Below are 25,465 nucleotides of genomic sequence, written 5' to 3'. Positions count from 1 at the left end.
CGAAGGAAGAGGCCCCCATGACGGACGCTTCCCCGGTCCGCGCCCAACTCCCCGGCACTCCGCGTTCCCTTGTGGACGCGTGCCAGGACGAGCTGATCGCCGGACTGATGGACTACGTCAGCCAGCCCAGTGTGAGCGCGACCGGCGAAGGGTTTCCCGCCGCGACCGACCGCGCGCTCGAAGAGGTCAAGCGGGCCGGGCTGACACCGACCGTGCTCGTCGGCGACGGCCGGCCGCTGGTCGTCGGCCACCGCGCCGGGCCGGCCGGAGCACCGCATGTGCTGATCTACGGCCACTACGACGTCCAGCCGACCGGCCCACGCGAGTTGTGGGATTCCGACCCCTTCGCCCCGGTCGTACGCGACGGGCGGATCTGGGGGCGCGGCACCGGTGACAACAAGGGGCAGCATTACGCGCACCTTCAGGCGCTGCGCCTGTTCGACGAGCATGTCGGCGCGCTGCCCTGCTCGGTCACGGTGGTGCTCGACGGGGAGGAGGAGATCGGCAGCCCCTCTCTGGCGGGCCTCCTGCGCGCGCACCCCGAGCGGTTCGACTGCGATCTCGTCGTCTGGAGCGACCGTTCGGTGCACGAGTCCGGTGAATGGTGCGTCTCGCACGGGGTGCGCGGCATGCTCCGTCTCCGGCTCCGGGCGACCGGCGCCGGCCGCCCCCTGCACTCCGGCAACTTCGGCAATGTCGCGCCCAATCCGGCATGGCAGCTGGTCCAGGCGCTGGCCTGTCTGAAGGACGCCGGCGGCCGGGTCCTCGTCGAGGGGTTCGAGGACGGGCGTGAACCGCTGTCCGACACCGACCGTGCCGCGTTCACCGCGCTTCCGCTCGATCTGCCGCAGGTCCTCGGGGACATCGGGCTGACCGAGATGGACCCCGCCTTCAACGGGCTGTCCTTCTATGAGCGGCTGGCCGACCGCCCCACGCTGACGATCAACGGGATCACCACGGGTGACGTGAACCGGACCATCATCCCCGACACCGCCGAGGCGGGCGTCGACATCCGGCTGACGGCGGGCCAGGATCCGCAGGCCGTCTTCGAGCGCGTGGCCGCACACCTGCGAACCCACGCCCCCGAGGTGACGGTCACCAAGGCCGGTGGCGTACCGGCCTCCCGGACCCCGATCGACAATCCGTACACGCCCAGGGTGGCGCGTGCCATCTCCCGGGTCACCGGGCGCGATCCCCTGCTGATCCCCGCGTACGGCGGCACCCTTCCCGACTGGATCTTCACCGGGATCCTCGGCGTGCCGAGCATCGGTCTGCCGCTGGCCAACGCCGACCAGGCCAACCACGCGCCCAACGAGAACCTGCGCGTCGACTACTTCCTCGACGCCACCGCCATCTGCATGGAGCTGCTGCTCGAACTGGGCGACTGACCTTCCGGACCCCCGGCGACACCACAGGAACAGAGGCGTGACACCGCAATGCGCACCACACCACACCCCCCGCCCTGGCTCGTCCACGACGGCGTACTGACCGGTCTGAAGATCCTCGATCTCTCCCGCATCCTGTCCGGGCCGTTCTGCAGCATGATGCTGGCCGATCTGGGCGCCGATGTGATCAAGGTCGAGGACACCGTCTCCGGCGACGACACCCGCGCCTGGGGTCCCCCCTTCCAGGGCGAGGACGCGGCGTACTTCCACAGCGTCAACCGCAACAAGCGTGGCATCGCCGTCGACCTCAAGGACCCCGACTGCCTGCGCCTGATACAGGAGCTGGCCGGTACCGCCGATGTGGTCGTGGAGAACTTCCGGCCCGGCACAGCGGCCCGCCTCGGCCTGGGCTACGAGGACGTCCGCGTCCGCAACCCCGCTGTCGTGTACGCGTCCATCAGCGGTTACGGGCAGACCGGTCCGTACCGGAGCGAGCCGGGCTACGACGCGATCGCGCAGTCGGTCAGCGGCGTGATGAGCGTGACCGGGGAACCCGCGGGCCCGCCCGTGCGGTTCGGGGTGTCCCCGGCCGACCTCGCCGCCGGGATGTGGGCCGCCATCGGCATCCTCGCGGCGCTGCGCAACCGCGAGCACACCGGCAGCGGCGAGTGGGTCGATGTCTCGCTGCTGGACGGGCAGGTGGCCTGGCTGAGCTATGTCGCCGGCGGGTACTTCGCCTCCGGCAACGTCCCGCAGCGCTACGGCTCGGCGCATCCGACGATCGTGCCCTACCAGGCGTTCCCCACCGCAGACGGCCACCTCATGGTCGCCGCCGGCAATGACGGCCTGTGGCGCCGCTTCGCCACCGCGATCGGGCTCGCCGCGCTGGCCGACGATCCACGGTTCGCGACCAACCCCGACCGGGTCCGCCGTCGCGAGGAACTGCTCCCGCTCATCGAACGGGCGCTGAGCGCACGCGGTGCCCAGGAGTGGGCCGTGCTTCTCACCGAGGCGCAGGTGCCGGTCGGACCGATCAACACCGTCGACCAGGCGCTGCGGCACCCGCAGGTCATCGCGCGCGAGATGGTCACCGAAGTCGAGCACGCCGACGCCGGCACCCTGCGCACCGTCGCCTCCCCCATCAAGCTGGCGGGCAATCCGGCGGCCGTGCGCACCCCGCCGCCCCGGCACGGGGAGCACACCGCGCAGGTCCTGACCGGCCTCGGCGTCGGCCCACGGCAGTTGGCCGCTCTCCGCGCGCGAAAGGCCGCGAAGTGACCTCCCGCCCCGCTCCCGAACCCGCCATCGCCACGTCCTGGTCCGGCGCCGTCGCCGAGATCCGTATCGGTGACGGCAGCCGGCGCAACGCCCTTCCCGGCCGGGCCTGGGCGCAACTGGCCCGCCAGGTCGGAGAGCTGGGAGAGGGCCCGTCGCTGCGGGTGCTGGTGATCCGTGGGCACGGCGACACGTTCTGCGCCGGCTCGAACATGACCGACTGGGTGGATGCGGATTCCGGATACGTCGAGGAGTCCTTCGCCCATATGGAAGCGGCGTTCAGCGCGATCGAGGACTGCCCCGTTCCGGTGATCGCCGAGATCCGCGGTGTCGCCGCGGGCGCGGGCTGCCAACTCGCTCTCGCCTGCGATCTGCGGTTGATGGCGGACAGTGCACGCATCGGGATGCCGATCGCCCGGCTCGGCATCCTCGCCAGTCCGGCCTTCGCGGCACGCATGGTCGCGCTGGCCGGACCTGCCGTGGCGCGGGAGTTGCTCTACACCGGCCGACTGGTCGACGCCCGTACCGCGGTGGGCCTCGGGCTCGCGGACGACAGCGTGCCCGAGGAGCACCTCGCCGCCCGCACCTCCGGACTCGCCGCCTCCATCGCCGAGCAGCCACCCGCGGCGATCCGGGCCGCCAAGCTGGCGGTGGCCGCGGCGCTGGCGCCGCAGCGGGAGGCGGCCGCCGCCAATCCGCGGCCGGCGGTGGCACGGTCCGACTTCGACCGGGCGATCGCCGCGTTCCTCGGGCCGCGGTCGGCAGCCGCAGCGGTCCCGCCCGCCGCACCCTGACCGGTGCCGGGCCGGGCGGGCGGGGAGCACGGCGGGGAGCACGGCGGGGCGGGGCGGACGGGGCGATGTGCTCCCGGGACCGGTATTACGCGCTGTTGTTCGTCGTGGGGTCGCTGTGTAGGGTCGGGACGTGACTTGAAGTTTCAAGTAATTATCCGCGGCGCCTCGCGGACCCGTCCCCGACATGCGAAAGAGCGCTCCCCATGACATCCCCCCTCGGCACTCTCCAGTCCGCCCGCCTCGGCACCCCTGCGCGCCACGCCCCCTCGCCGCACGGCTACGACACCGGGCTGTTCCTGCTGCGGATCGCGCTCGGCCTGACCATGGCGGTCCACGGTGCCCAGAAGCTGTTCGGCTGGTTCGGAGGTCCGGGTCTGGACGGGACCGCGCAGTTCTTCACGATGAGCGGCTATCCGTCGGGCAGGACGATGGCCGTCGTCGCCGGGCTGAGCGAGACGCTCGGCGGGCTCGGGCTGGTGGCCGGGCTGCTCACGCCGCTCGCCGCGGCAGCGGTCGTCGGCACGATGATCAATGCTCTCGCCGTGAAGTGGGGCGGGGGCTTCTTCGCGCCCAAGGGCGTGGAGTACGAGCTGCTGCTGACCGCCGGTGCGGCGGCACTGGCGCTGACCGGGCCCGGCCGCTACGCCATCGACCGCGTCCTGCCGGGCCTGCGCGCCCATCGGGCGCGCTACGGCGTGGCCGCGCTGGTGCTGGGCGTGGTGCTGGCAGGCGTGGTGCTGCTGGTCCGGAAGTGAACCATCCCCCGGACCTCGGTCCTCGGGCCGGAAACCCTCCGGGAACCGGCCCGGGGATTCCGGGCAGGGACGGGGCGGGCGGGGTAGAGCAGAGTGGGGAGGGCGCAGCGGCCCCTGGCCGTACCGCTGCGGCAGAAACGGAGAGCAGGCTCCATGTCCGTACGACGTCTCAACCACGCGGTGCTCTACGTCCGCGATGTGGCGCGGTCGGTCGCCTTCTACACCGACGCCCTCGGGCTCACGGTGGGGATCGAGGTTCCGGGACGGGCCGCGTTCCTCCGCGCTCCCGGCTCGCTCAACGATCATGACCTGGCGCTGTTCGCAGTGGGTCCGGACGCACCGGGGCCCGAGGCCGGGCGGGTCGGGCTCTACCACCTGGCCTGGGAGATCGGCACGCTCGGCGAACTCGTCGCGGCACATGCGCGGCTCGTCGAGCGGGGCGCACTGGTGGGGTCGAGTGATCACCTCGTCGCCAAGTCGCTGTACGCCAAGGACCCGGACGGCAACGAGTTCGAGGTGATGTGGCGGGTCCCGCGGGAGGACTGGCCGGGCCCGGACCAGCCGGACCGGCTGCTGCCCCTCGACCTGGCGGCTGCGCTGGAGCGCTGGGGGCCGGATCTGATGACGGGGGCGGCGGCCGGTTCGGCCACGTGAGCGGACAGCCGCGCCCCGGCGGCGGTACGGGCGGCGGCTGCGTACGGGGCTGCCGGGGCTAGGGGGCGTCTCCCCCTAGCGCCTCAGGAGCCCGGTGCGGCCTGTTCCGCCGGCTCCGCCTGTGTCGTCGGCTCCGTTCGCTCCGCCCAGCGCTTCTCGACGCCGGCCAGTCGCCAGTACGCCAGCGCCGCGGCCCACACCACCACGAACAGGCCGACGATGAGGAAGCCGACATTGTCGAGGTCGAGGCCGGAAATCCAGCCGGTGAGCGGGTCGTTGAGGGCGAGCTTGTCGTGCAGCACGGTCACCAGCTCGATCGTGCCGATGAAGAAGGCGACGGCGATCGACAGTCCGGTGATGGTGAGGTTGTAGTAGACCTTGCGCACCGGGTTGGAGAACGCCCACTGGTAGGCGAAGTTCATGAAGGTGCCGTCGAGGGTGTCGAACAGGCTCATCCCGGCGGCGAAGAGCAGCGGCAGACACAGCACGGCGTACCAGGGCAGGCCGGCCGCGGCGCCGCTGCCCGCCATCACCATCAGGGTCACCTCGGTCGCGGTGTCGAAGCCGAGCCCGAAGAGGAAACCGAGCGGGAACATCTGGCCCGGACGGGAGATCGAGCGGGTGAAGCGCCCCAGGAAGCGGTTCATGAAGCCGCGTGCGTCGAGGCGCTGTTCCAGCTCGGCCTCGTCGTAGTGGCCGTTGCGCATACCGCGGAAGACCCGCCAGACCCCGGCCAGCGCGATGAGGTTCAGGGCGGCGATGAGGTAGAGGAACGTCCCCGAGATCGTGGTGCCGATGGTGCCCAGGATCTGGTGCGTACGGGATTCGTCGTTGAGCAGAGTGCCCGCGAGCTGGGCGCCGCCCGCCACCAGGGCCGCCATCGCGACGACGACACTGGAGTGGCCGAGGGCGAACCAGAAGCCGACCGACACCGGCCGCTTTCCGTCGGCCATCAGCTTGCGGGTGGTGTTGTCGATCGCGGCGATGTGGTCGGCATCGAAGGCGTGCCGCATGCCGAGGGTGTAGGCGGTGATGCCGAGTCCCACACCGAAGACCTGGCTGCCCACGGCGTAGTGATGGGGGACCACGAGCAGGAAGAGCACGCCGAAGGCGACGACGTGCAGACCGGCTATGACGGCCATCAGGCCCGCGGTGCGGACGGTGTCCTGCCGGCGCCAGCGGAAAGCGGCGGAGGCAGGGGTGTTGCGGGTATCGGTGGACAGGGCCATCCGGCGGTCACGCTCCAGCACCTCGTGGATCAGTTCGTGAGATGCCGTGGCCGGTCTCCTGGCTTGCGGGTACCACCCTGCTCCTTGAGAGCTTGGGGGAGGGTGTATGCGTCCGCCCCCCCGCCTTCCCGGCCGCGGGCTGCGGTCAGTGGCGCCACAGGCGCGCCGTGCGCCGGTGGAAGGGGTGAAGACTCCCCGATCACAGTGGCGAGGGCCGCTCCGGACTGGGACCACAAGGTCCGTCACCGGTCTTCCCGAACACCACGGCCCGGTCACTCTAACTGCCGCCCGGGAGGTGCGAGGTTCGCGGGGCCGGGCCGGGCCGTGGGCGGAAGGGGAGTGGTGGTCGCGGGGCGTCAGTACTCCAGGGCCGAGAGGAAGGCATGGAGTTCGTGGTCGAAGAGCGCGGTGTTCTCCAGATTGACCATGTGGGCCGCGCCCGGTATCCGGACTCTTCGGGCGCCGGGGACGGTCAGCGCTATCGCATGGGCGTTGGCGGAGATGTCGCTGCTGTCGAGGTCACCGTCGAACACGACCGTCGGCACCCGGATCTCGCCGAGGCGGTCGGCGGCGCCGACCTCGAGGGGCATACCGGCGCCCACTCCATCGGCATGCACCTCCACATTGGCCTCGGCGGAGGCACGCATCCGCTCACGGAATCCCGGGTGCACCGCGGACGGTTCGCGATGCGGTCCGTCCACCCACATCCGCAGGAAGTGCTCGACATAGCGTTCCGCACCGTCGGGGGCGCCGATCGCCGCCACCTGCGCCTTGATGTGCTCCAGGATGAAGGGGTCGGAGAAGGCGCGGCCGCTGATCCCGGGGGAGGCGAGCGCGAGGGCCGTCACCCGGTCCGGGTGGGCTATGGCGGTGTCGAGCGCGACCCGCGCACCGTGGGAGAGGCCGACGAGGACGGCGCCGGGGACATCGAGCGCGTCGAGCAGGGCGCACAGGTCGTCGTGGTTGGCGTAGTCCCCGGTCACGGTGGAGGAGAGGCCGTGGCCGCGGAAGTCGTAACGGATCGCGCGCAGGCCGGAGTTCACCAGCCAGGCGAACTGCTCGTCCCACATGTGCTGGTCGAGCATGCCGCCGTGGAGCAGCACCACCGCGGGGCCCGAGCCGGCCGTCTCATAGAACAGCTCGCCGTCGTCGATCGGCACGATGCCGTTGTCGATCTCGGACCAGGCGGTGATTCCTCGGGTCATCTTGCGGGCCGTCCTTTGTGTGCCTGATGCGGTGAAGCGGGCGTGATGCCATTGTCGTCGCTATTGCCGCGACTGCCGTGACTGTCGCTTTCCTCCGGCGCCTTGCGTGGGCCGTTCGCCAGGTGCCGGAATTCCTCGCCGAGCCGGTCCAGTACATGGAGTGCGGTACGAACGTCCCCGGCGGGCAGATCGGCCAGTCGCTGCCGCAGCTCCGACGCCTCGAACGCCTGGATGCCGCCTATCGCCGCCGTGCCTTCGGTGGTGAGCCGGATCAGGGAGGAGCGGCGGTGTGCGGGGTTCGGGGCCGTCACGACCAGGCCCAGTTCAGCGGCGTGATTCACCCAGCGCTGCACCGGCTGCCGGTCGAGCCCCATGGCGCGCGCCAACTGCGGGACGGTCTGCGGGCCTTCGCTGCGCAGCACGTCCAGCAGGGCGTGTTCGCCGGCCGTCATGCCCGTGCCCGCCAGCTCGTGTTCCACCGCGCGGACGACCGTGCGGTGCAGTGGCCACAGGCGTCGGATGACGCCGTACAGCAGGTCTTCGGCGGGCGTCGGATCCCCGCCGCCGGCCCGCCCCGCATCGCTCGCGACGACACTCACGGCATCCCCCTCGGCATCCTTCTCGACCTCCCCCTCAGTGACACTCATGATGTCATGATGACATCGCTGATGTCGTTTGGGAAGAGGGTTGCCGCGGAAAGGAGTTGATGAGGCGGCGGGCATGACGGGGCCTGCGCGGCCGGTGGACGAGAAAGGTGGACGGCCCATGAAGGTCGGTCTGTTGCGTGCGGTCGGGGTGGCCACGGCCGTGTACGGGGTGGCGGTGGGGGTGGTGCCCGATCTGCTGGCGCGGCCCTCGGGGCTGGTCGACGCCGAGGGGCGGACCGAGCCGGCGACCCGGACCTCGCTGCGTCCGCTGGCCTGGCGGGATGCGGTGAGCGGGCTGGCGCTGGCGCTGGCTCCGGAAGGCCAGGCGCTGCGCACCGCCGCGTATGTGCGGATGGCGGCGGACTTCGGGGACGCCGTACTGCTCGGCGCGACGCTGCCGGGCCGCGACCGCAAGCTGAAGGCGGTCGCGGTGTCCGTGGGATGGGGCGCGCTGTCGGCGGCCGGGCTGCTCGCCGGCCGACAGCGGCGGGGGCGCGGGGTTATGCGCTCGGTGGAGGCGGGGCCTCTTCGGGTGCGAAGGTGATGACGAGGTCGGCCCGGTCGCGAGTGGCCGCCACGACACGGGCGTTGGCCTCGTCCGAGGTGTGCACGAACCGCTCGGCGTCGGCGCGCGGACGTCCGAAGCGCTCATGCCGGTCGACCAGCCGCCGGATCCGCTCCGGGGTGTCCAGCTCCACGTACCAGACCTCGTCGAGCAGCGCCCGGACCCGCGGCCACGGGGCGGATTCGAGGAGGAGGTAGTTGCCCTCGGTGACGATGAGCGGAATGTGGGGTGCCACGGGAATGCTGCCGGCGACCGGCTCCTCGATACGGCGGTCGAAGGCCGGGGCGTAGACGGCGGTGTCCGGCTCCGGGGAGCGCAGGCGCGCCAGCAGTGCCGCATAGCCGGCCGGGTCGAAGGTGTCCGGCGCGCCCTTGCGGTCCGTACGGCCCAGCCGGCGCAACTCCGCCTCGGCGAGATGGAAGCCGTCCATCGGTACGAGCGCCGCCTGCCCGGCCAGCTCCGCCACGAGGTGGGCGGCGAGGGTGGACTTGCCGGCGCCGGGCGGGCCGGTGATGCCGAGCAGCCGGCGCCGGCCGGGAGTCGCGGAGGCGGCGAGCCGGCGGGCGCGGGAGAGGAGGTGCCGGGAATCCATGGTGCGTCCATCGTGCCTGAGGGGCGGGGCGCCGGCCGGACGCGCCCCCGCCGGTGGCCGGGCCGGTGACAGCCCGGGATGCTCAGTGGCTCGGCGACACGGGAGGGGCGGCCCCGAGGAGCGCGCCCTCAGGGGGATGGTCCTCGGGGCCGGCCGGGCGGAGCATGCCCTACCGGGGGCCGGACGCACCCCGGTTCACGAGGCCCAGCCGCCACAGGGAGGTGACCTCAGCCGCGCGGGCCACATGGAGCGGGTCGGAGGCGTCGCGGGCGCGTGGATGGCGCGGGGTGATGTCGAGCCGGCCCAGGACCGTGAGGCCGGCCTCGGCGAAGGCGCCGAGGAGTTCGGCGTGCGGGCGCAGGCCGAGGTGTTCGGCCAGGTCGGAGAGGATCAGCCAGCCCTCGCCGTCCGGGGTCAGATGGTCCGCGAGGCCGCTCAGGAAGCCGTGCAGCATCCGGTTGCCCGGGTCGTACACCGCGTGCTCCACGGGGGAGGTCGGTTTCGCGGGCACCCACGGAGGGTTGCAGACGATCAGCGGGGCACGGCCGGCCGGGAACAGGTCGGCCTCGACCACCTCCACCTGACCGGCGACGCCCAGGCGTTCGGTGTTCTCGCGGGCACAGGCCAGCGCACGCGGATCCTGGTCGGTGGCCACGACCCTGCGCACACCGCGCCGGGCGAGCACCGAGGCCAGTACGCCGGTGCCGGTGCCGATGTCGAACGCCAGCTCGTCGTGGGGCAGCGGCGCCTCGGCCACCAGGTCGACATACTCGCCGCGGGCCGGGGAGAAGACGCCGTAATGCGGATGGATACGGTCGCCGCCGAGCGCCGGGATCTCGACGCCCTTCTTGCGCCATTCGTTGGCGCCGATGAGCGCGAGGAGTTCGCGCAGCGAGACGAGGGAGGCGGTCGGGTCCGGGCCCTCGGTGCCGTCGGCGGCTTCCGTGGCGGCGGGCTCGCCGGGGCCGTACACCCTGGCGCAGGCCTCGCGGACATCGGGGGCGCGGTGCAGCGGGACGGCGAGAGTCGCATCGAGCGGAACCAGCAGCATGCCCAGGATGCGGGCGCGGTGATTCTGGGCGGCGCGGTGCACATGGAACGCCTGGGTGACATCGGCGGGCGGCGCCTTGCGGGGGCGGCGGTCGATGCGGCGGGCCAGCGCCGTCAGCAACTGGCGGGCGTTGTGGAAGTCGCCGCGCCACAGCAGCGCGGTGCCCTCGCAGGCGAGTTTGTAGGCGTCATCGGCCTTCGTCCGGTCGTCCGCGATGACGATGCGGCGGGGTGGCGGGGCGCCGTTCTCGGAACGCCAACGGGCGGAACGGGGCTCGTCGGCCTCGGTCCATTCGACGACCGGCGGTTGGTTCACCGAAATGTGCCTCGCGTGTTGGTTCGGGCCCGTCCCAAGGGTGCCGCGGCGCGGCGCCGGTCCGGCGCCGGGGGCGCGGTGAGGCGCTCGCAGGAGGCGGTGGGCGGGGTGGTGTGACGGTTGACTTTACTCCGGATCGGGATCGTCCCCGGCCCGTACCGTCGGCAGCGCGGGCCGGACCAGGCCAGGTCAGGTCGGCGCAGGCCGGACCCGCGCAGCGCGGCGCCGGGGGCCTGGAGGGCCGGAAGCCCGGCAGGGCGGAGCCGGCGTCAGGCGATGCCGAACGCCGCGGCGTAGCGCACCGTGCCGCGCGGGGGCTGGGAACCGTCCAGGGACAGCGCCATGAAGGCCTCGTCCGGCCAGGGCTGCGGGGGCAGGATGCCGAACCGGTCGGCGGCCGGCGCGAAGCCGAAGCGTGGGTAGTACGGCGGATGCCCGAGCACGATCGCGGTCCGCTCGCCGGCGGCCCGCGCGGCCTCCAGGAGCCCCCGGATCACCGCACTGCCGGCACCGCACTTCTGATACCCGGGGACTACCGCGCACGGGGCGAGCGCAACGGCCGGGACCGTGCCGACATGACAGCGCGTCAGCAGGGCATGGGCGGCGGGTGTGCCGTCCGGTGCCTCGGCGACGTAGGACAGGCCCGGCAGCCAGGCCGCGGGGTCACGGCGCAGGGCATCGACGAGGTCCGCCTCGCCGGCCGTCTCGAAGGCGGCGAGGTTGATCCGGCGGACGGCCGGCACGTCCTCGGCGGTTTCGGGGCGGGGGCGCCAGGCAGAGGGGACCGGGACTCGGGGGGTGCTGTCGCCGGTGGCGGGCGGGCCGTTGCTTTCGTGGGTGCCGCTCATGTGCTTCATCGTCGCACCGGGCTCCGACAACCGGCCAAGGGTTTCCGCCCCGCCGTGCGGGGCGGCGGTCCGGGGCCGTTCCGCACGGCGGTCTCGCATCCGGACGGTCGGGCGGGCTCCGTTCCCCGGCCGTCAGTGCGCCGTGCTGCGGTCCGGGCGGCGCATCAGGAAGGCGGCGGCCGACCCTGCGGCGAAGAGGGCGACGACGGAGAGGGCGGTACCCACCCAGGAGGTGCCGAGCCAGTGCCCGCCGAAGTAGCCGAGGCTCACGCTGTAGGCGGCCCAGGCAAGACCCGCCAGCGCCGACCACGGGAGGAACTCGCGGACCGTGCGGTGCGCGACGCCGGCGCCCAGGCTGACCACGGAGCGCCCGGCAGGTGCGAAGCGGGCGAGTACGACGATGCCGCCGCCGCCTCGCGTCAGCGCCGCGCCGAGCCGTTCCTGCGCCGCCGTCAGACGACGGGAGCGGCCGATGGCGCGGTCGAAGCGGTCGCCGCCGCGCCAGGCGAGCCGGTAGGCGACCATGTCGCCGAGCACCGAGGCGGTGGCCGCGCACAGCATCAGGGAGAACATCTCGGCCAGGTGGGCGCCGGTGTGGACGGAGGCGACGCCGCCGACCGCGTCCGCCGCGGTGCCGGCGCCGGCGGCAGTGGTGGCCGCGGTGATCACCAGGACCCCGCTGGGCAGGATCGGGACGAACACGTCGAGAACGATCGAGAGACTGACGATCACATACACCCAGGGGGTGCCGCGAAGGGACCCCAGGCTCTCCAGCAACGTCCTACTCCCGGTACGGAACCCCGCCGCGACGTCGCTCGGTGCGGCAGGGGCGGCCCTACAGCCATACAGCGTACGCCTGGCCTTTGCGGGCGGGAGGCCGGGGGCGGAATGCGAGGGAATGCGAGGAATGCGGGGCCAATGCGGGGGAGCCGGTATCGCGTCGGGATTCCCCGCGGACGCCGCACGGCCCGTACGGCGGCGCTGCCGTGAGGGCCGTGCGGGGGCGGGCCGGGGAGTGCCGGGCCCGCCGGGGGTGGTGCGTCAGGCGGCGGAAGGCTCCTGGTGAGCGGTGGGAGCCTGCGTCTGCTCGGGCTCGCCGAAGAAGACCCGGTCGAGGGCCCACGAGCCGGGGCCGATGAAGAAGATGAGCAGGAAGGCCCAGCAGAACATCGCGGACGCCTCGCCGCCGTTCTGTATCGGCCACAGCGCCGAGCCCTGGTGGGCGGAGAAGTACGCGTACGCCATCGAGCCGGAGCTGATGAACGCCGCGGGGCGGGTGCCCAGGCCGAGCATCACGAGGATGCCGCCGGCCAGCTGGATCACCGCGGCGTACCAGCCCGGCCAGGCGCCGGTGGGGACGGTGCCGCCCTGGCCCATGGCGCCGCCGAGGACGCCGAAGAGCGAGGACGCTCCGTGGGAGGCGAAGAGCAGTCCGACGACGACGCGGAAGAGCGCGAGCGCGTGCGGGGCCGATCTCTGGGCGAAGGACGTCAGAGGTGCGGACATGTGGGGACTCCTACGGCTTCTGGGGACGAGGTAACCGTTGGAGGCGAAGGTTAGGGGAACCTAATCAATACTTGCAAGTTCAACCTCTGGCCAAAAAGGACCTTTGGCTCGAAGTGGCCGGGCCGGCGTCCGGAACCGCGCCCGCGCCCGCACTTCCACCGGCACTTCCACCCGAGCCCGCACCCGTCACCGTGGCCCGTAGCGCCGCCCGCGCCACCGCGTCCGTATCGGCCAGGGTGACCGACCCCACCCCGGGGCGCGCCCCCGCTGCCGTCACCCAGTGCACGCCCTCCGTCGGCACCCCGACCGCGAACCGCCGCGGATGGAGCCCGCCGTCGGCCTCGACCAAGTGGTACGGGCTCGCCGACACATCGATCCCGCCCGTCTCGTAGCCGTCCGCGCTGTGCGGCCGGCACCCGCCGTCGGCCAGCAGCCGGGCCAGCAGCGCGTCCGCGGTGCGCCGGAGGTCCGGTTCCGGCAGCCGCGCCTCGATCAGTGCCGTCGCCGTCACCTCCGACCCCGGAACGTCCGGTGAGTGCGCCGTGAAACCGGGCCCGTTGCCGTCGGCGGTGCCGAGCCGGACCGTCATCCGGGGACCGACCACCTCCAGCACCCCCGCCTCGATCAGCGCGGTCATCTCCTCGATCCGGCGCCGCGGCGGACCGATGGACAAGAAGGCGTTGAGCGGGGTGTACCAGCGGTCCAGGTGGTCGCGGCGGGAAACGCCGGCCAGCCCGCCGTGGTCGACGATCTGCCGCAGCTCGTTGCGCAGATCGCGCAGCACGTCGAGGGCCGCCTTGAGCGGCCCGGAGACATTGTCCTGCCGGGCGTGTGCGACGTCCTCGCGCAGATGCTCCAGCAGCCACGCGCGGAAGGCCGGGCGGCCGGCGAACGACCGCTCCACGTGCGGCCGGGCGACCCGGTCCCAGTCCCAGCGGTCGGCCGGCGCGATCCCGGAGGCGTCCAGGGCCGCGGCCTCGTCGGTGCCGCGGTGCGCGCTGCCCAGGAAACGCTCCCGGAAGCGGTGGCGCGCCGCACCGTCCGCACCGCGCCGCACCAGCAGCGCCTCGTAGTAGACCGCCTCCACCTCCTTGGCCACCAGGGGCCAGACCTCGGTCAGGAAGTCGGGCAGATCGCCGGAGTCCGCGCGCTTGCGGAAGGCCGCTATCACGTCCGGTGTGAGCAGCAGCGGCAGATGACGGCCGTGCGCGCCCTTCGCGTTGTCGCCGCGCGCGTGGTACGGGATGCCGCGCCGGGAGCCCGCGAACAGCCGGGGTTCGCGCCCGGACGGCCGATAGCTCAGCGACCCGTCGTCACCGCGGACGAAGCGGCCGCCGCGGGCCGTCGTCAGCAGCGCCATGTGGTCGAAGAAGTTGAGGCCGAGACCCCGCAGCAGCACCGGGCGGCCCGGCGCCAGCGCCTCCAGGGCGGCGGAGAGGTCGGCGGGGTTGGCGGGCGGCAGATAGCGCAGGCCGTGCCCGGCGGCGTAGTCGGCCAGGCGTCGTTGCTCCGGGTCCGCAACGGCCGGCAGATGCCCCTGTGCGAGGACCACCGCCCCCAGGCCGTCCAGCGTCCGGCCGTCGTCGAGGGTCAGCGACTGCGAGCCGTCGGGCCCCTCGGCCAGTCGCACGGCACACGCCCGGTGCGCCACGACCGTCACCTCCTCGGGAGCGGTACGGACCGTGTGGCGGAAGACCCACTCCAGATAGCGGCCGTACAGCGCACGCCCCGGATAGTCGTCCGGGCCGACCTCGCACCCTTCCCACGCGTACAAGCTCGGTCCGCTACGTATCGGTCCTGCGCACTCGACACTGTCGTCGGTGAACAGCGTGACCTGCGACGCCACGGTGTTCATCAGCAGCTCGGGCGGCTGGGCGGTACGCCACACCTGGCCGGCGCCGGGCGGCGCGGGATCGATGACATGGACGGTGAGACGGGCGCCCGGGGCCAGTTCGGCGGCCGAGGCACAGATCCGCTCCAGAACGCTCGTCCCGCGCGGCCCCGCGCCGACGATGGCGAGGGCGGGCCGGGTCCGGCGGTCGGCGGGATGGTCGGCTGCCAAGAGGGGCTCTCCCTGGGGCGGTGGACGGCCGGCGCGCGGGCGCGGCCGCCCGAGAGTGCGGGTGACGGGCGAAGGTGGGCCCCATCATCACCGTCAGATCCGCCGACGCGGCACCGGGGGTGGGCAAAAACACGTCGGATCCGCGGGGCAGTTGCCCGGCGCCCGGCGCCTCACCGGTCGCTCAGCGGCCCGGGAGCGGCCGCATCATCCGGACTTGGCGCGTTCGGTACCCGGTGCAGGGCCGCCCGTACCACCCGATTTCCCGGCAACTCGCGCATCGGACAACGCCGCCCGCCAGACCGTGACGAGCCGGACGCCGCCGCTCTTCTCCCGGCGGGCCTGGTCCAGGGCGAGGCGCGCCGTACGGCCCGCCAGCGTCAGCGTCATCAACTGGTTGCCGAACCACGGGCCGCCCGTACGCCGCCACTTCACCGCCGGCCGGGTCAGCCGCCCGTGCCGGGCCAGCAGCTTCCCCAGCCAGCGGCCCGACCGGCTCCAGCCGAAGCGGAAACCGGCCTGCAGCGAGCCGGGAATGCTGTTGTGGACGGGGGAGCAGGTCAGCTGGAGCACCCGGCTCGCGGGGTGCGGTCCTGCGCCGCGCCAGTGCGGCTCCGCCACGTAGGCGTGGTGCACATCCCCGGACAGCACACAGACCGTCGCCGGGGCCTCCGCGCCGGAACCGGCCTCGGCGATCAGTTCGGTGAGCGCGGCGAACGAACCGGGGAAGGCCGCCCAGTGCTCCAAGTCGGCGCGCTGGCGCAGGAATTCGCCCCGACGGGCCCAGCGGGGGCCGCGCTCGCCGGCGCACAGCGCGGCGTTCCAGCCCTCCGCGGCATGGATGAGGTGCGGCAGCAGCCAGGGCAGCGAACTGCCGAGCAGCAGGTGGTCGTAGCTGCCGCGCCCCTCCAGCACGGCCTGCCGCAGCCATTCGCCCTCGGTCTTGTCGAGCATCGCGCGGTTGCTCTCGTCCAGCACGCGGGTCGCCCTGGTGTCGATCATGACCAGACGGACCCGGCCGAACTCGCGGCGGTAGCTCCAGCGCGCGCAGGCCGGATCGGTATCCGCGTCGGCCGCGAACGCCCGCACCAGGTCCGTCCCGTCCGGCACCGCCCGCACCCGCGCGTACAGCTCGTCGGCGGCCAGCTCAGCGGGCGAGAGATTGCCCAGATGCTGGTACACCCAGTACGACATCAGGCCGCCGAGTATCCGCTCGCGCCACCACGGGGTCGCCCGCATCCGGGCCAGCCAGGCCGCCGAGGTGTTCCAGTCGTCGATCACATCGTGATCGTCGAAGATCATGCAGCTGGGGACCGTGGACAGCAGCCAGCGGACCTCGGGGTCGAGCCAGGACTCGTCGTAGAGGTGGGTGTACTCCTCGTAGTCGGCGACCTGTTTCCCGGGCGGCTCGCCGATGTCGCGGCGGGCGGCCAGCACCTGGGCGGTCGCGTCGGAGGTCTGGTCGGCGTAGACCTGGTCGCCCAGCAGGAGCAGCACGTCGGGGCGCTGCCGGCCGGAATCGGCGGCCAGTGTGGCGGCGAGGGTGTCCAGGGCGTCCGGGCCGACCGGGTCGTGCGCCGCGTTCGAGGGGGTCGCCGACCAGCGGCAGGAACCGAAGGCGAAACGCAGCGGCTCGTCGGCGGAGGCGGGGAGGGTACGGATCGTGCTCGCGGGGAAGCGGCTGCCGGGCGGCGGCCAGACCATCTCCCCGCTACCGCCGGGAGGGGCTTCCGGCTCGTCGAGCAGGACCTGGTAGGGCGTCTCGCTGCCGGGCGCCAGACCGGTCACCGCGACCAGCGCGTAGTGGTGCCCGGCCACCTGCCAGGTGCGTTCCGTGCCGACCGACCCGTCGTCGCAGCGGATCCGCACCACGCACGGCTCGTCGGTCTCCACCCACACCGTCGCGCTCTGCGCGTCGACGTAGCGCAGCAGCGGCCCCAAGCGCAGTCCGGCCATCGTGCCTCCCCACTTGTCGTGGTCAGAGGATAGGAGCACAACGGGCACGGTGGGGGACCGGGGCGGCGGCGCGCCCGCCGGCCGGTGGTTTCCGGTCGGCGGGCGCGCAGGGCCGGCAGCGCCGGGGAGTGCGGCTCAGCAGCCGTCGAGGATCTTCTTCAGCGCGGCCTTCTCCGCGGAGTCCGCGGTCATGCCGTACTCATGCTTCACCCAGACCCACATCCGGGCGTACTCGCAGTGGTACGAGGTCTTCGGCGGGAGCCACTTCGCCGGGTCCTTGTCGCCCTTTTCCTGGTTGAGGTTGTCGGTGACGGCGATCAGCTGGGAGTGGGTGAGATCGTTCGCCAGCTCCTTGCGGCGCTCGGTGGTCCACTGCGCGGCGCCGGACTTCCAGGCCTCGGACAGCGGTACGACATGGTCGATGTCGAGGTCGGCCGCGTTGGTCCAGGTGGCGTCGTCGTAGGCCGAGACCCACTTGCCGCTCTTCGCCGCACAGCTGTCGTCCTGCTGCACGTCCGTGCCGTCCCGCTTGAGCACCACCTCGCGGGTGTTGCAGTTCTTGCCCTGCTCGATCCAGTGCGGGAACTTGTCACGGCTGTAGCCGTCCTGGGGGCCCTCGGCCTGTTCCTTGATGTCGGCGAGGTACGTCCGTGCGGTGGCCGCGTCCGGCGGGCTGGGCGGTGCTGCCTGGGCGGTCTGTCCGCTGAGTGCCAGCGTGCAGACCAGTGCCGCGGCCGATCCGGCGGCGAGCGAAACTCGACGCGCGTAGACCTTTTTCATCGAAACTCCCGGAATGTGGGGGGAAGTTGCCGTGCGGTGCCGACCCATGGTGGCGATGTGGGGTTTCCACAGGATGGGCACCAGGTAACAGAGTGGCGACATGCCCACGTCAGTTCAAGGGGAGCTGACGGGGCACCACAAATGCATCACGGCACTCCGGTTGAGTCGCCCCCGCGCACGCGCCCCTGCCGCCGCCTACAGTGAGCGCGTGCTGCTGCCGGTCAACGCCACCCTCGGGGTCGTTCTCGCCGTCCTGCTGGCCGCCGCCGTGGCCCTTGCCGCCGTGGCGCGCCTCGGTCACGCCCGGGCCATCGCCGTCGCCGGACTGCGCGCGGCCGCCCAACTCGCCGCCGTCTCCTACCTCATCGGCTGGGTGGTGCACGCCCTCCCCTGGCTGCTGTGTTTCCTCGCGCTGATGTTCGCGGTGGCCGTATGGACCGCCGGCCGCCGGATCACCCGGAACCGCACCTGGTGGTGGGCCGCTGCGCCGATCGCCGCCGGGGTCGTCCCGGTCGTCGTTCTGCTGCTGCTCACCGGCCTGGTGCCGCCGCGCGGGCTGACCCTCATCCCCGTCGCGGGCATCCTGATCGGCGGCGCACTGACCGCCACCGTCCTGGGCGGGCGACGGGCGCTGGACGAGCTGGAGACCCGGCGCGGCGAGTTCGAGGCGGGCCTGGCGCTGGGGCTGCCGGACCGCGACGCGCGGATGGAGGTCGCCCGCCCGGCCGCCTCGGACGCCCTGCTGCCGGGGCTCGACCAGACCCGGACCGTGGGGTTGGTCACACTGCCCGGCGCATTCGTCGGGATGCTGCTGGGCGGCGCGTCCCCCGTACAGGCGGGTGCGGTGCAGTTGTTCGTGCTGGTCGCCCTGCTGGCGGTGCAGGCGGCGGCCTGTGCGACGGTGCTGGAACTGGTCGCGCGCGGACGGCTGCACCGCGTACCCTTGACGGCAGCAGAAGGGGAGTAGCTCTCTGCCGGACCGTCGACATACTGCCCTCCCGTCGCCCGACCACCACCCTGGTGGAGCGCGTTCCGCGCGCTGACGACGTGGAGAGCCGGCGCCCGGAGCCCGGTACGGACACGTACCGCGCCAGCGAGACCTTCGGCCGCAGTGTTTGACGCTGCCGTGCCGAAGCGACCCCTTTCCCGGGCCCCTTTGGTGCGGCCCGACCGATCGAGGTATGCCACCCCGTGTTCAGCCTTACCGTCGCCGCCGTCGTCTTCGGCGTCGTCTTCCTCGCCGAGCTGCCCGACAAGACCGCCCTGGCGGGTCTGGTGCTCGGCACCCGCTACCGCGCTTCGTACGTCTTCGTCGGCGTCGCCGCGGCCTTCCTCGTGCATGTGGCGCTCGCCATCGCCGCCGGCAGCGTGCTGACGCTGCTGCCGCACCGCCTGGTGCAGGGTGTGGTCGGCGTCCTCTTCCTGGCCGGCGCCGCCGTGCTGCTGTTCCGGAAGGGCGACGACGAGGAAGAAGTGAAGAAGCCCGCCGACCAGAGCTTCTGGAAGGTCTCCGGGGCGGGCTTCATGATGATCCTGGTCGCCGAGTTCGGTGATCTGACCCAGATCATGACCGCCAACCTCGCGGCCCGTTACGACGACCCGCTCTCGGTCGGTGTCGGTGCCGTCCTGGCCCTGTGGGCGGTGGCGGGCCTGGGCATCCTGGGCGGCCGTACGCTCATGAAGTATGTGCCGCTGGGGCTGATCACGAAGATCGCGGCGGGTGTGATGCTGCTGCTGGCGGGCTTCAGCCTGTACGAGGCGATCGCCGGCTGAGGCGTTTGCAGGACCCGTCGGGCGAGGGGGCCGGGGGCGCTTCGCCCGCCCCTCGCCGCCCGCCGGGTACGGGCTCTCAGCCCGTGATGTGCACAGCGATCATGCCGTCCGGCAGCGCCTCGACACGGATGCCGGTGAGGTCGCGTACCTGCGCGGTGGGCGCGAACGCGGCGGCCCGGTCACCGACGCCGACCACGCGCATCCCGGCCGCCCGGCCCGCCTCGATGCCCGCCTGGGAGTCCTCGAACACCAGGCAGTCCTCGGGGGCGTACCCCAGCTCGGCGGCGCCCTTGAGGAAGCCCTCGGGATCGGGCTTGCTGGCGCTCACGCTCTCCGCAGTGATCCGCACGGCCGGCATGGGCAGCCCGGCCGCGCCCATCCGGGCGTCGGAGAGCGGGATGTCGGCGGAGGTCACCAGGGCGTGCGGGAGCGTGGCGAGAGCGGCCATGAAGGCAGGCGCGCCGGGGACCGGCACCACGCCGTCCGTGTCGGCGGTCTCCTGCGCCAGCATCCGGCGGTTGTCCGCCATGTTGAGCTCCCTCGGGCGGTCCGGGAGCAGTGCGGCCATGGTGGCCCAGCCCTGCCGGCCGTGGACGACCTTGAGGACCTCGTCCGCGTCCAGCTCCTGCTCGGCCGCCCAGCGGCGCCAGCAGCGCTCGACGACGGCCTCGGAGTTCACGATCGTGCTGTCCATGTCCAGCAGCAGGGCGCGGGCGGTGAGCGTGGTGGTGGCCGTCATCGGCGGGCTCCTGAGCGCTACGGGCATACGGACGGTGCGGCCGCATGCGGACGGGGCGGATCGCGCGGGGGAAAACAACGTGGCCCCGCCCGCCGGTCAGGGAGAACGAGCGGGGCCACTTTGTTTCTTCACGATACAAAACGGATCCGGGTCCCGACAACCGGGCCTGGTCAGCGCGGCGCCACGGGCTGTCCGGCCCCGGCCCGCCGGGCAGCCCCTACGGCTCGTGGGTGCGGGACTCCAGGGACGCCCTGGTCCGCGCGCCGTAGACGCCGTCGGGGTCGCCCGTCACCCCGTAAGCCTGCTGGTAGCGGGATACGGCGGCCCGTACCTCCGTGCCGTAGTGGCCGTCGTCCGGGCCTGTATAGACGGCCAGTTGGCGCAGCCGTCCCTGTAACTCCGCCACCTCCGGGCCGTCGGCTCCCTCGCGCAGCACGATCGGCCCCGTGGGCGGGGCGCTGGGGCCGTGGCTGCCGGGGGAGTCCGTGACGCTGCCGGAGGCCCGGGTGGGAGCGGGGGGAGGGGGGCTCGTGGTGCGGTAGCGCTGCACGGTGGCCGTGGGGGAGTGCAAGCCGGTCGCGTCCGGTGACGGTGAGCGGGTCGCGGAGCGGGAGGGAGCGGCGGCGCTCCGGGTGGGGGCGGCCGCGCCGTCGGTGGGAAACCCGGCGCTGGGGGAGACGGTGCCGCGGTCGGGCGGCGCCGCCCGGTCGTGGGTGCCGCCGGACAGCGCATCGGTGGTGATCAGGACCGCGGCGGCGGCCACCGCGGCTCCGGCGGCCGCCAGTACGGCCGGTAACGCGCGCGGACGGCGACGGGGCCGGAGCAAGGGGCCGGCGGACTCCTCCCCCTCCGACGCGCGGAACGTCCGGGAGGCCGGGCCGGGGCGGCGGCGCGCACGGGGCAGCGGGGGCGGCCCGGAGCCGGAGCCGGAGCCGGAGCCGGAGCTGAAGTCGGCGGAGGCGGTAGAGGCGGACGGCGGGGCCGCGGTGTCCGACGGGGCGGACAAGGGGAGCGGTCCGGTGGCGGAATCGCGGGCGGGGGAGGGGGTGTCCGCGGGTGAGGGTGCGTCGGCTCGGTGCACGGCCGCGTCCACCCCGGGTAAGTCCTCCAGCCGGTCACCCCCGCTGAGGGAGGGCCAGCCCCTCCCGTCGTCGTACGCGGTGCCGCCCGGACCGTCGTCGTACGTGGTGCCGCCCGAGTCGCCGTCCTCGGCGTCGTCCTCGTCCTCGTCCGGCAGTGACACGTACGGCCGAATGCGCAGCGGGTCAAAGTCCTCCGCGTCGACCGCCGCACACAGGCAGGTGGGGTGACCGCCGCCGCGTACGGGGGCGGAGCAGTGCGGGCATGTCCGTGCCGTCACGAGCGGTCCCCTCCCTGGAGGCCTCGAACCGGCAGCGATTATCCAGAGGCCGCACCCGTTCGCGCAGGCACTCGAACACATCCGTACGGCAGGCCCCGGGTGTCCCCTGAACGGCCCCGGATACCGGACGCCGTTCGGCGGGCCATATCCGGCCGAACCGCCCAGGATGGAAGAAGCCCGAACGGCGGTCCACCACGGAAAGGGCGGCCTGGCGGAACACAGAGGGAGAGCTCATGGCGCAGGACACCAGCGCTCCTGCCGTCCCTGGCGAGGACCGGTCCCGGCGGACGGTCCTCGTCGCGATCGGCGCGCTGTTGCTCGGCCTGCTCCTCGCGGCGCTCGACCAGACCATCGTTGCCACCGCACTGCCCACGATCGTCAGCGAGCTCGGCGGCCTGGACCACCTCTCCTGGGTGGTCACCGCCTACCTCCTGGCCGCGACGGCCGCGACGCCCCTGTGGGGCAAGCTCGGTGACCAGTACGGCCGCAAGAAGCTGTTCCAGACCGCCATCGTGATCTTCCTGATCGGCTCGGTGCTGTGCGGTGTCGCGCAGAACATGGGGGAGCTCATCGCCTTCCGGGCCCTCCAGGGGCTGGGCGGCGGCGGTCTGATCGTGCTGTCGATCGCGATCGTCGGCGATATCGTGCCGCCCCGCGAACGCGGGAAGTACCAGGGGCTGTTCGGTGGCGTCTTCGGCGGTGCGAGCGTCCTCGGCCCGCTGCTCGGCGGGCTGTTCGTGGACCACCTCAGCTGGCGCTGGGTGTTCTACATCAACATCCCCGTCGGCATCGTCGCGCTCGCCGTCATCGCCGCCGTGCTGCACATTCCGCGCCGCCGCACCCGGCACCGGATCGACTACCTGGGCACCGCCTTGATCGCCGCGGTCGCCGCCTGCTTCGTCCTGATGACCTCGCTCGGCGGCGTCAGCTACCCCTGGGGCTCCTGGCAGATCGTGGGATGCGGTGTGCTCGGCGTCGTGCTGCTGGGCGCGTTCCTCGCCGTCGAGAGCCGGGCCGCCGAACCCGTCCTGCCGCTGCGCCTGTTCCGGAGCCGCAGCTTCACACTGACCTCCGTCATCGGCTTCATCGTCGGCTTCGCGATGTTCGGATCGATGACGTACCTGCCGACGTTCCTACAGGTCGTGCAGGGGGTTTCCCCGACCCTGTCCGGGGTCCACATGCTGCCCATGGTGGCCGGCATGCTGCTGGCCTCCACGGGCTCCGGGCAGATCGTCAGCCGCACCGGCCACTACAAGGCCTTCCCGATCGCCGGCACCGGCGTCGTGGCCCTCGGCCTGCTGCTTCTGCACCAGCTCGACCGGTCCAGCAGCTTCGCCGAGATGAGCGCCTACTTCTTCGTCTTCGGCTTCGGACTCGGCCTGGTCATGCAGGTGCTGGTGCTCATCGCGCAGAACTCCGTCGCCTACCAGGACCTGGGTGTCGCCACCTCCGGCGCCACGTTCTTCCGCTCCATCGGCGGCTCGTTCGGCGTGTCCATCTTCGGCACGATCTTCACCAACCACCTCCGTCCGCGGATCGCCGAGGCGCTCTCCGGGGCGCAACTGCCACCGGGCATCGCCCCGTCCACGATCGCCGAGGACCCGCGGACCGTCGCCCGGCTGCCGGCCGGGCAGGCGGCCGGGGTCCTCGACGCCTACGCGGTCTCGATCACCGATGTCTTCCTCTACGCCGTCCCGGTCGTCCTGATCGCGTTCGCCCTGGCCTGGTTCCTCAGGGAGGAGCCACTGCGCAGCAGCGTCACCGCCCCCGACACCAGCGAGGTGCTCTCCTCCAACCCCGTCGAACGGTCCTCGCGCGACGAATGCGCCCGCGCGCTGTCCAAACTCGGCAGCAGGGAAGGCCGTAAGCACATCTACGAGAAGATCACCGCACGGGCCGGACTGGACCTCAGACCGGCCGCCGGCTGGCTGATCCTGCGCATCCACCGCCACCGCGCGGTGGAACCGGCGCTGCTCGCCGAACGCAGCACGGTGCCGCTCGGCGTGATCGCCGAGAGCATCCGCCAGATCGAGGAACGCGGACTCGCCACCCGTGACGGGCTGCTGCTGCGGCTCACCGACCGCGGCCGGGAGACCGCCGACCGGCTCGCGGCGGCCCGCCAGCAGTCGCTCGCGGAGATGCTGGGCGACTGGTGGACCGGGGACCGGCCCACCGACCTCACCGAACTCGTCCGGGAGCTGACGGCGGAACTGTGCGGCTCGGACGCGGAGGAGCCGCACAACGGCGACGCCCGCCGGCAGTTGCCGCGCACCCATCCGCCAGCGCCACAGCCGCCGGATCTGGCGAAGTGAGTGTGGTGGTGAGGGCCGCGGTGGTGATGACCGAGGTGGTGATGAGGGCCGCGGTGGTGATGACCGAGGTGGTGAGCTGACCACGGTCGTGAGCTGACCACGGTCGTGAGCTGACCACGGTCGTGAACTGACCACGGTCGTGAACTGCATACGCCCGGTGGGCAGATGCCGGGCCGGTCAGCCGGTCAACGGGCCCTTGTCCGCGTCCAGCCGCTTCTCGAAGTAGATCTCCGCGTAAGGGTCTTCGTGGTACGGGTCGATCTCCGTGAAGCCGTGCCGCCGGTAGAGCGCGACGGCCTCCACCAGATCCAGCCGGGTGTCGAGCCGGACCCGTTCGGCGCCCAGCTGTGCCGCGGCCCGCTCGGCGGCCGTGAGCAGCGCGCCCGCACCGCCCCGGCCGCGCCGGCCGGCCCGTACGTACATCTGCTTGAGCTCCGCGGTCCGTGCGTCCAGTAGCCGCACCCCGACACAGCCCGCCACCACCTCGCCGTGGCGGGCCACCAGCAGCACGCCGTTCGGCGGCGTCAGATCGGCGCTGGGGTACTCCGCCACCCCCTCGTCGATCTCCTCCGGTGTCGAGCGGCGGCCCTCGTGCAGCGTGAAGTAGCGGTCGGCCACCTCGGTGTAGTACTCGCGCAGCAGCGCTTCGGCGTCCGGCGAGCCGACCGGCTCGGCGGCGACGGTCCAGGGGAGACGGAGGGTGGCGGCATCACTCATGGCGTCATTGTCGCGGCCGGGGTGGCGCGCGGCGCAACGGATTTGAGTGACGCCGCCGAGGGTGGTCAGCCCTGCTTCGGCCCGGCCTGCTGCACCACCTCGAAGGACCACAGGGTGGAACCAGAGGCGGCGGGCTTGGGACGCTCGCCGCCCTCGGCGGCGCCGCCCTGCTGGTGCGCGGCCTTCATCGGGCCCTCCATCCACGCCTGGAACGACTCCTCGTCCCGCCACCGGGTGTAGACGAGGTACTGGTCGGTGCCCTCCACGGGGCGCAGCAGCTCGAACCACTCGAAGCCGTCCGAGGAGTCCACCGTGCCGGCACGGGACGCGAAGCGCTTCTCCAGGACCTCACGCTGCTCGGCGGGCACGGACAGTACATTGATCTTCACGATGCTCATACCGCCCATCGTGCCGCATGGTGCGAAAGGGGCGCGGGCCAGGGCCGGACGGCACGGCCGCTCAGCCGTGCAGCTTCAGCCCCTTGGTGATTTTGTCGACGATGCCGCGCGGTCCGTATACGGCGAGTCCCACCAGATCGAGGCCGTCGGCGGTCACCGCCCGCACCGCCGCCCGGTTGTCGTCGTCGTTCCCCGTCGTGAACATGTCGGCGGTGTACAGCGCGGTCGGCACGGCACGGCTGAGCGCACGGGCGTGCGTACGGGTCAGCGCCCCGGCACCGGCGGTGTAGCACAGCACCGGCTCCCGGAACAGCGCCAGATAGTCGTGTCCGCAGGCGTCCTCGTAGCGCTTGCCCATGATGTCGCCGGAGGCGTGTGCGATGCCGCTCGCGAGGAAGGCGGTGACGTTCAGCTTCTGCCAGACGGCGAGGTCGTCCCGGACGATCACGGCGATCTTGGTGTCGAAGCGGGGCGCGGCCGGGGCCGTGCAGGGGGGTGCGGTCGGTGCGGTCGGTGCAGTCGGTGCAGTTGGTGCAGTCGTCATAAGGGG

The 25,465-nt window shown here is 72.6% G+C and carries 25 protein-coding genes and 1 riboswitch; of the genes, 9 read left to right on the top strand and 16 right to left on the bottom strand.

All coding sequences use genetic code 11. The features are described 5' to 3' along the window. The first annotated feature begins 17 nt into the window (after positions 1-17). The 5 genes from K7C20_RS11365 (at position 18) to K7C20_RS11345 (ending at position 4,863) form a co-directional block, all read left to right on the top strand. Positions 18-1,388, top strand: coding sequence for a M20/M25/M40 family metallo-hydrolase (locus tag K7C20_RS11365; protein ID WP_053208892.1), 1,371 nt, complete (start codon positions 18-20; stop codon positions 1,386-1,388). Between the two features lie 48 nt (positions 1,389-1,436). Next, complete coding sequence (locus K7C20_RS11360; RefSeq protein WP_030078271.1) at positions 1,437-2,663, top strand: CaiB/BaiF CoA transferase family protein; 1,227 nt, start codon at positions 1,437-1,439, stop codon at positions 2,661-2,663. Next, positions 2,660-3,454, top strand: coding sequence for an enoyl-CoA hydratase/isomerase family protein (locus K7C20_RS11355; protein WP_053208893.1), 795 nt, complete (start codon positions 2,660-2,662; stop codon positions 3,452-3,454). The genes K7C20_RS11360 and K7C20_RS11355 overlap by 4 nt, the downstream gene beginning before the upstream one ends. Before the next feature lie 203 nt (positions 3,455-3,657). Next, the gene (locus K7C20_RS11350; RefSeq protein WP_030078267.1) at positions 3,658-4,209 is read left to right on the top strand and encodes a DoxX family protein; all 552 of its coding nucleotides are present in this window, start codon (positions 3,658-3,660) and stop codon (positions 4,207-4,209) included. Positions 4,210-4,362: 153 nt separating this feature from the next. Then, positions 4,363-4,863 (top strand): VOC family protein, encoded by a 501-nt coding sequence (locus K7C20_RS11345; RefSeq protein ID WP_053208894.1) that lies wholly within the window; start codon positions 4,363-4,365, stop codon positions 4,861-4,863. An 83-nt stretch (positions 4,864-4,946) separates the two neighbouring features. On the opposite strand, the gene nicT is transcribed toward K7C20_RS11345, so the two are convergent. The 3 genes from nicT to K7C20_RS11330 form a co-directional block, all read right to left on the bottom strand. Continuing rightward, positions 4,947-6,125 (bottom strand): Nickel transporter NicT, encoded by a 1,179-nt coding sequence (nicT, locus tag K7C20_RS11340; protein WP_030078263.1) that lies wholly within the window; start codon positions 6,123-6,125, stop codon positions 4,947-4,949. Further along, a riboswitch (cobalamin riboswitch) is annotated at positions 6,124-6,373 on the bottom strand. Its footprint overlaps the gene before it by 2 nt. Before the next feature lie 75 nt (positions 6,374-6,448). Beyond that, on the bottom strand, positions 6,449-7,297 hold the full coding sequence (locus K7C20_RS11335; protein ID WP_030078261.1) for an alpha/beta fold hydrolase: 849 nt from the start codon (positions 7,295-7,297) through the stop codon (positions 6,449-6,451). After that, on the bottom strand, positions 7,294-7,944 hold the full coding sequence (locus tag K7C20_RS11330) for a MarR family winged helix-turn-helix transcriptional regulator (protein ID WP_078953023.1): 651 nt from the start codon (positions 7,942-7,944) through the stop codon (positions 7,294-7,296). Before K7C20_RS11330 ends, K7C20_RS11335 begins: the two co-directional genes overlap by 4 nt. Before the next feature lie 118 nt (positions 7,945-8,062). Here K7C20_RS11330 and K7C20_RS11325 point away from each other — a divergent pair, with 118 nt between their 5' ends. Continuing rightward, complete coding sequence (locus tag K7C20_RS11325) at positions 8,063-8,488, top strand: hypothetical protein (protein ID WP_030078257.1); 426 nt, start codon at positions 8,063-8,065, stop codon at positions 8,486-8,488. Here the strand turns inward: K7C20_RS11325 and K7C20_RS11320 are convergent. The 8 genes from K7C20_RS11320 to K7C20_RS11285 form a co-directional block, all read right to left on the bottom strand. Continuing rightward, entirely contained in the window at positions 8,445-9,101 is a 657-nt protein-coding gene (locus tag K7C20_RS11320; RefSeq protein ID WP_053208895.1) for a nucleoside/nucleotide kinase family protein, read from the bottom strand. The two genes, K7C20_RS11325 and K7C20_RS11320, sit on opposite strands and share 44 nt — an antisense overlap. Positions 9,102-9,270: 169 nt before the next feature. Beyond that, a complete protein-coding gene (locus K7C20_RS11315; RefSeq protein WP_053208896.1) occupies positions 9,271-10,467 on the bottom strand; it encodes a methyltransferase in 1,197 nt (398 codons plus the stop codon). Positions 10,468-10,736: 269 nt separating this feature from the next. Then, on the bottom strand, positions 10,737-11,315 hold the full coding sequence (locus K7C20_RS11310) for a GNAT family N-acetyltransferase (protein WP_030078252.1): 579 nt from the start codon (positions 11,313-11,315) through the stop codon (positions 10,737-10,739). A gap of 132 nt (positions 11,316-11,447) precedes the next feature. Further along, the gene (locus K7C20_RS11305; protein WP_030078250.1) at positions 11,448-12,092 is read right to left on the bottom strand and encodes a DedA family protein; all 645 of its coding nucleotides are present in this window, start codon (positions 12,090-12,092) and stop codon (positions 11,448-11,450) included. Positions 12,093-12,356: 264 nt separating this feature from the next. Beyond that, positions 12,357-12,821: a DoxX family protein gene (locus K7C20_RS11300; protein ID WP_030078248.1), complete on the bottom strand. Its 465-nt coding sequence runs from the start codon at positions 12,819-12,821 to the stop codon at positions 12,357-12,359. Between the two features lie 79 nt (positions 12,822-12,900). Next, positions 12,901-14,883, bottom strand: coding sequence for an FAD/NAD(P)-binding protein (locus K7C20_RS11295; protein WP_030078246.1), 1,983 nt, complete (start codon positions 14,881-14,883; stop codon positions 12,901-12,903). 204 nt (positions 14,884-15,087) lie between these two features. Continuing rightward, the gene (locus K7C20_RS11290; RefSeq protein WP_048829025.1) at positions 15,088-16,836 is read right to left on the bottom strand and encodes an alkaline phosphatase D family protein; all 1,749 of its coding nucleotides are present in this window, start codon (positions 16,834-16,836) and stop codon (positions 15,088-15,090) included. 135 nt (positions 16,837-16,971) lie between these two features. Next, positions 16,972-17,616, bottom strand: coding sequence for an HNH endonuclease family protein (locus tag K7C20_RS11285; protein ID WP_030078241.1), 645 nt, complete (start codon positions 17,614-17,616; stop codon positions 16,972-16,974). Between the two features lie 208 nt (positions 17,617-17,824). On the opposite strand from K7C20_RS11285, the gene K7C20_RS11280 reads away from it, so the two are divergent. Both K7C20_RS11280 and K7C20_RS11275 read left to right on the top strand, forming a co-directional pair. Then, positions 17,825-18,583 (top strand): ABC transporter permease, encoded by a 759-nt coding sequence (locus K7C20_RS11280; protein ID WP_030078239.1) that lies wholly within the window; start codon positions 17,825-17,827, stop codon positions 18,581-18,583. Positions 18,584-18,807: 224 nt separating this feature from the next. Further along, positions 18,808-19,389 (top strand): TMEM165/GDT1 family protein, encoded by a 582-nt coding sequence (locus K7C20_RS11275; protein ID WP_030078237.1) that lies wholly within the window; start codon positions 18,808-18,810, stop codon positions 19,387-19,389. Positions 19,390-19,465: 76 nt separating this feature from the next. Here the strand turns inward: K7C20_RS11275 and K7C20_RS11270 are convergent, their stop codons facing one another. Together K7C20_RS11270 and K7C20_RS38980 are read right to left on the bottom strand one after the other, a co-directional pair. Further along, positions 19,466-20,128 (bottom strand): HAD-IA family hydrolase, encoded by a 663-nt coding sequence (locus K7C20_RS11270; RefSeq protein ID WP_030078235.1) that lies wholly within the window; start codon positions 20,126-20,128, stop codon positions 19,466-19,468. Positions 20,129-20,345: 217 nt separating this feature from the next. Continuing rightward, positions 20,346-21,488, bottom strand: a complete 1,143-nt coding sequence (locus K7C20_RS38980; RefSeq protein WP_280921983.1) for a peptidoglycan-binding domain-containing protein — start codon at positions 21,486-21,488, stop codon at positions 20,346-20,348. A 233-nt stretch (positions 21,489-21,721) separates the two neighbouring features. On the opposite strand from K7C20_RS38980, the gene K7C20_RS11260 reads away from it, so the two are divergent. Further along, on the top strand, positions 21,722-23,800 hold the full coding sequence (locus K7C20_RS11260; protein ID WP_053208897.1) for an MDR family MFS transporter: 2,079 nt from the start codon (positions 21,722-21,724) through the stop codon (positions 23,798-23,800). Between the two features lie 177 nt (positions 23,801-23,977). On the opposite strand, the gene K7C20_RS11255 is transcribed toward K7C20_RS11260, so the two are convergent. From K7C20_RS11255 to K7C20_RS11245, 3 genes are all read right to left on the bottom strand, one after another. Further along, positions 23,978-24,517 (bottom strand): GNAT family N-acetyltransferase, encoded by a 540-nt coding sequence (locus tag K7C20_RS11255; RefSeq protein WP_053208898.1) that lies wholly within the window; start codon positions 24,515-24,517, stop codon positions 23,978-23,980. A 65-nt stretch (positions 24,518-24,582) separates the two neighbouring features. Then, positions 24,583-24,915 (bottom strand): antibiotic biosynthesis monooxygenase family protein, encoded by a 333-nt coding sequence (locus K7C20_RS11250; RefSeq protein ID WP_030078223.1) that lies wholly within the window; start codon positions 24,913-24,915, stop codon positions 24,583-24,585. Between the two features lie 61 nt (positions 24,916-24,976). Then, positions 24,977-25,459 (bottom strand): DUF2000 family protein, encoded by a 483-nt coding sequence (locus K7C20_RS11245; protein ID WP_078953025.1) that lies wholly within the window; start codon positions 25,457-25,459, stop codon positions 24,977-24,979. Positions 25,460-25,465 lie beyond the last annotated feature (6 nt).

Origin of the sequence: Streptomyces decoyicus (genome assembly GCF_019880305.1) — a bacterium.
Classification (GTDB): Bacteria; Actinomycetota; Actinomycetes; order Streptomycetales; family Streptomycetaceae; genus Streptomyces; species Streptomyces decoyicus.
This window is presented reverse-complemented; position numbering and strand designations above follow the sequence as displayed.

Bases quoted from the DNA above. Each gene is read 5' to 3' on its own strand.
- K7C20_RS11260 (WP_053208897.1), top strand. From the start codon at position 21,722: ATGGCGCAGGACACCAGCGCTCCTGCCGTCCCTGGCGAGGACCGGTCC.
- K7C20_RS11285 (WP_030078241.1), bottom strand. From the start codon at position 17,616: ATGAAAAAGGTCTACGCGCGTCGAGTTTCGCTCGCCGCCGGATCGGCC.
- K7C20_RS11335 (WP_030078261.1), bottom strand. From the start codon at position 7,297: ATGACCCGAGGAATCACCGCCTGGTCCGAGATCGACAACGGCATCGTG.
- K7C20_RS11270 (WP_030078235.1), bottom strand. From the start codon at position 20,128: ATGACGGCCACCACCACGCTCACCGCCCGCGCCCTGCTGCTGGACATG.
- K7C20_RS11365 (WP_053208892.1), top strand. From the start codon at position 18: ATGACGGACGCTTCCCCGGTCCGCGCCCAACTCCCCGGCACTCCGCGT.
- K7C20_RS11350 (WP_030078267.1), top strand. From the start codon at position 3,658: ATGACATCCCCCCTCGGCACTCTCCAGTCCGCCCGCCTCGGCACCCCT.
- K7C20_RS11320 (WP_053208895.1), bottom strand. From the start codon at position 9,101: ATGGATTCCCGGCACCTCCTCTCCCGCGCCCGCCGGCTCGCCGCCTCC.
- K7C20_RS11310 (WP_030078252.1), bottom strand. From the start codon at position 11,315: ATGAGCGGCACCCACGAAAGCAACGGCCCGCCCGCCACCGGCGACAGC.
- K7C20_RS11345 (WP_053208894.1), top strand. From the start codon at position 4,363: ATGTCCGTACGACGTCTCAACCACGCGGTGCTCTACGTCCGCGATGTG.
- K7C20_RS11360 (WP_030078271.1), top strand. From the start codon at position 1,437: ATGCGCACCACACCACACCCCCCGCCCTGGCTCGTCCACGACGGCGTA.
- K7C20_RS11250 (WP_030078223.1), bottom strand. From the start codon at position 24,915: ATGAGCATCGTGAAGATCAATGTACTGTCCGTGCCCGCCGAGCAGCGT.
- K7C20_RS11330 (WP_078953023.1), bottom strand. From the start codon at position 7,944: ATGAGTGTCACTGAGGGGGAGGTCGAGAAGGATGCCGAGGGGGATGCC.
- K7C20_RS11325 (WP_030078257.1), top strand. From the start codon at position 8,063: ATGAAGGTCGGTCTGTTGCGTGCGGTCGGGGTGGCCACGGCCGTGTAC.
- K7C20_RS11290 (WP_048829025.1), bottom strand. From the start codon at position 16,836: ATGGCCGGACTGCGCTTGGGGCCGCTGCTGCGCTACGTCGACGCGCAG.
- K7C20_RS11300 (WP_030078248.1), bottom strand. From the start codon at position 12,821: ATGTCCGCACCTCTGACGTCCTTCGCCCAGAGATCGGCCCCGCACGCG.
- K7C20_RS11255 (WP_053208898.1), bottom strand. From the start codon at position 24,517: ATGAGTGATGCCGCCACCCTCCGTCTCCCCTGGACCGTCGCCGCCGAG.
- K7C20_RS11245 (WP_078953025.1), bottom strand. From the start codon at position 25,459: ATGACGACTGCACCAACTGCACCGACTGCACCGACCGCACCGACCGCA.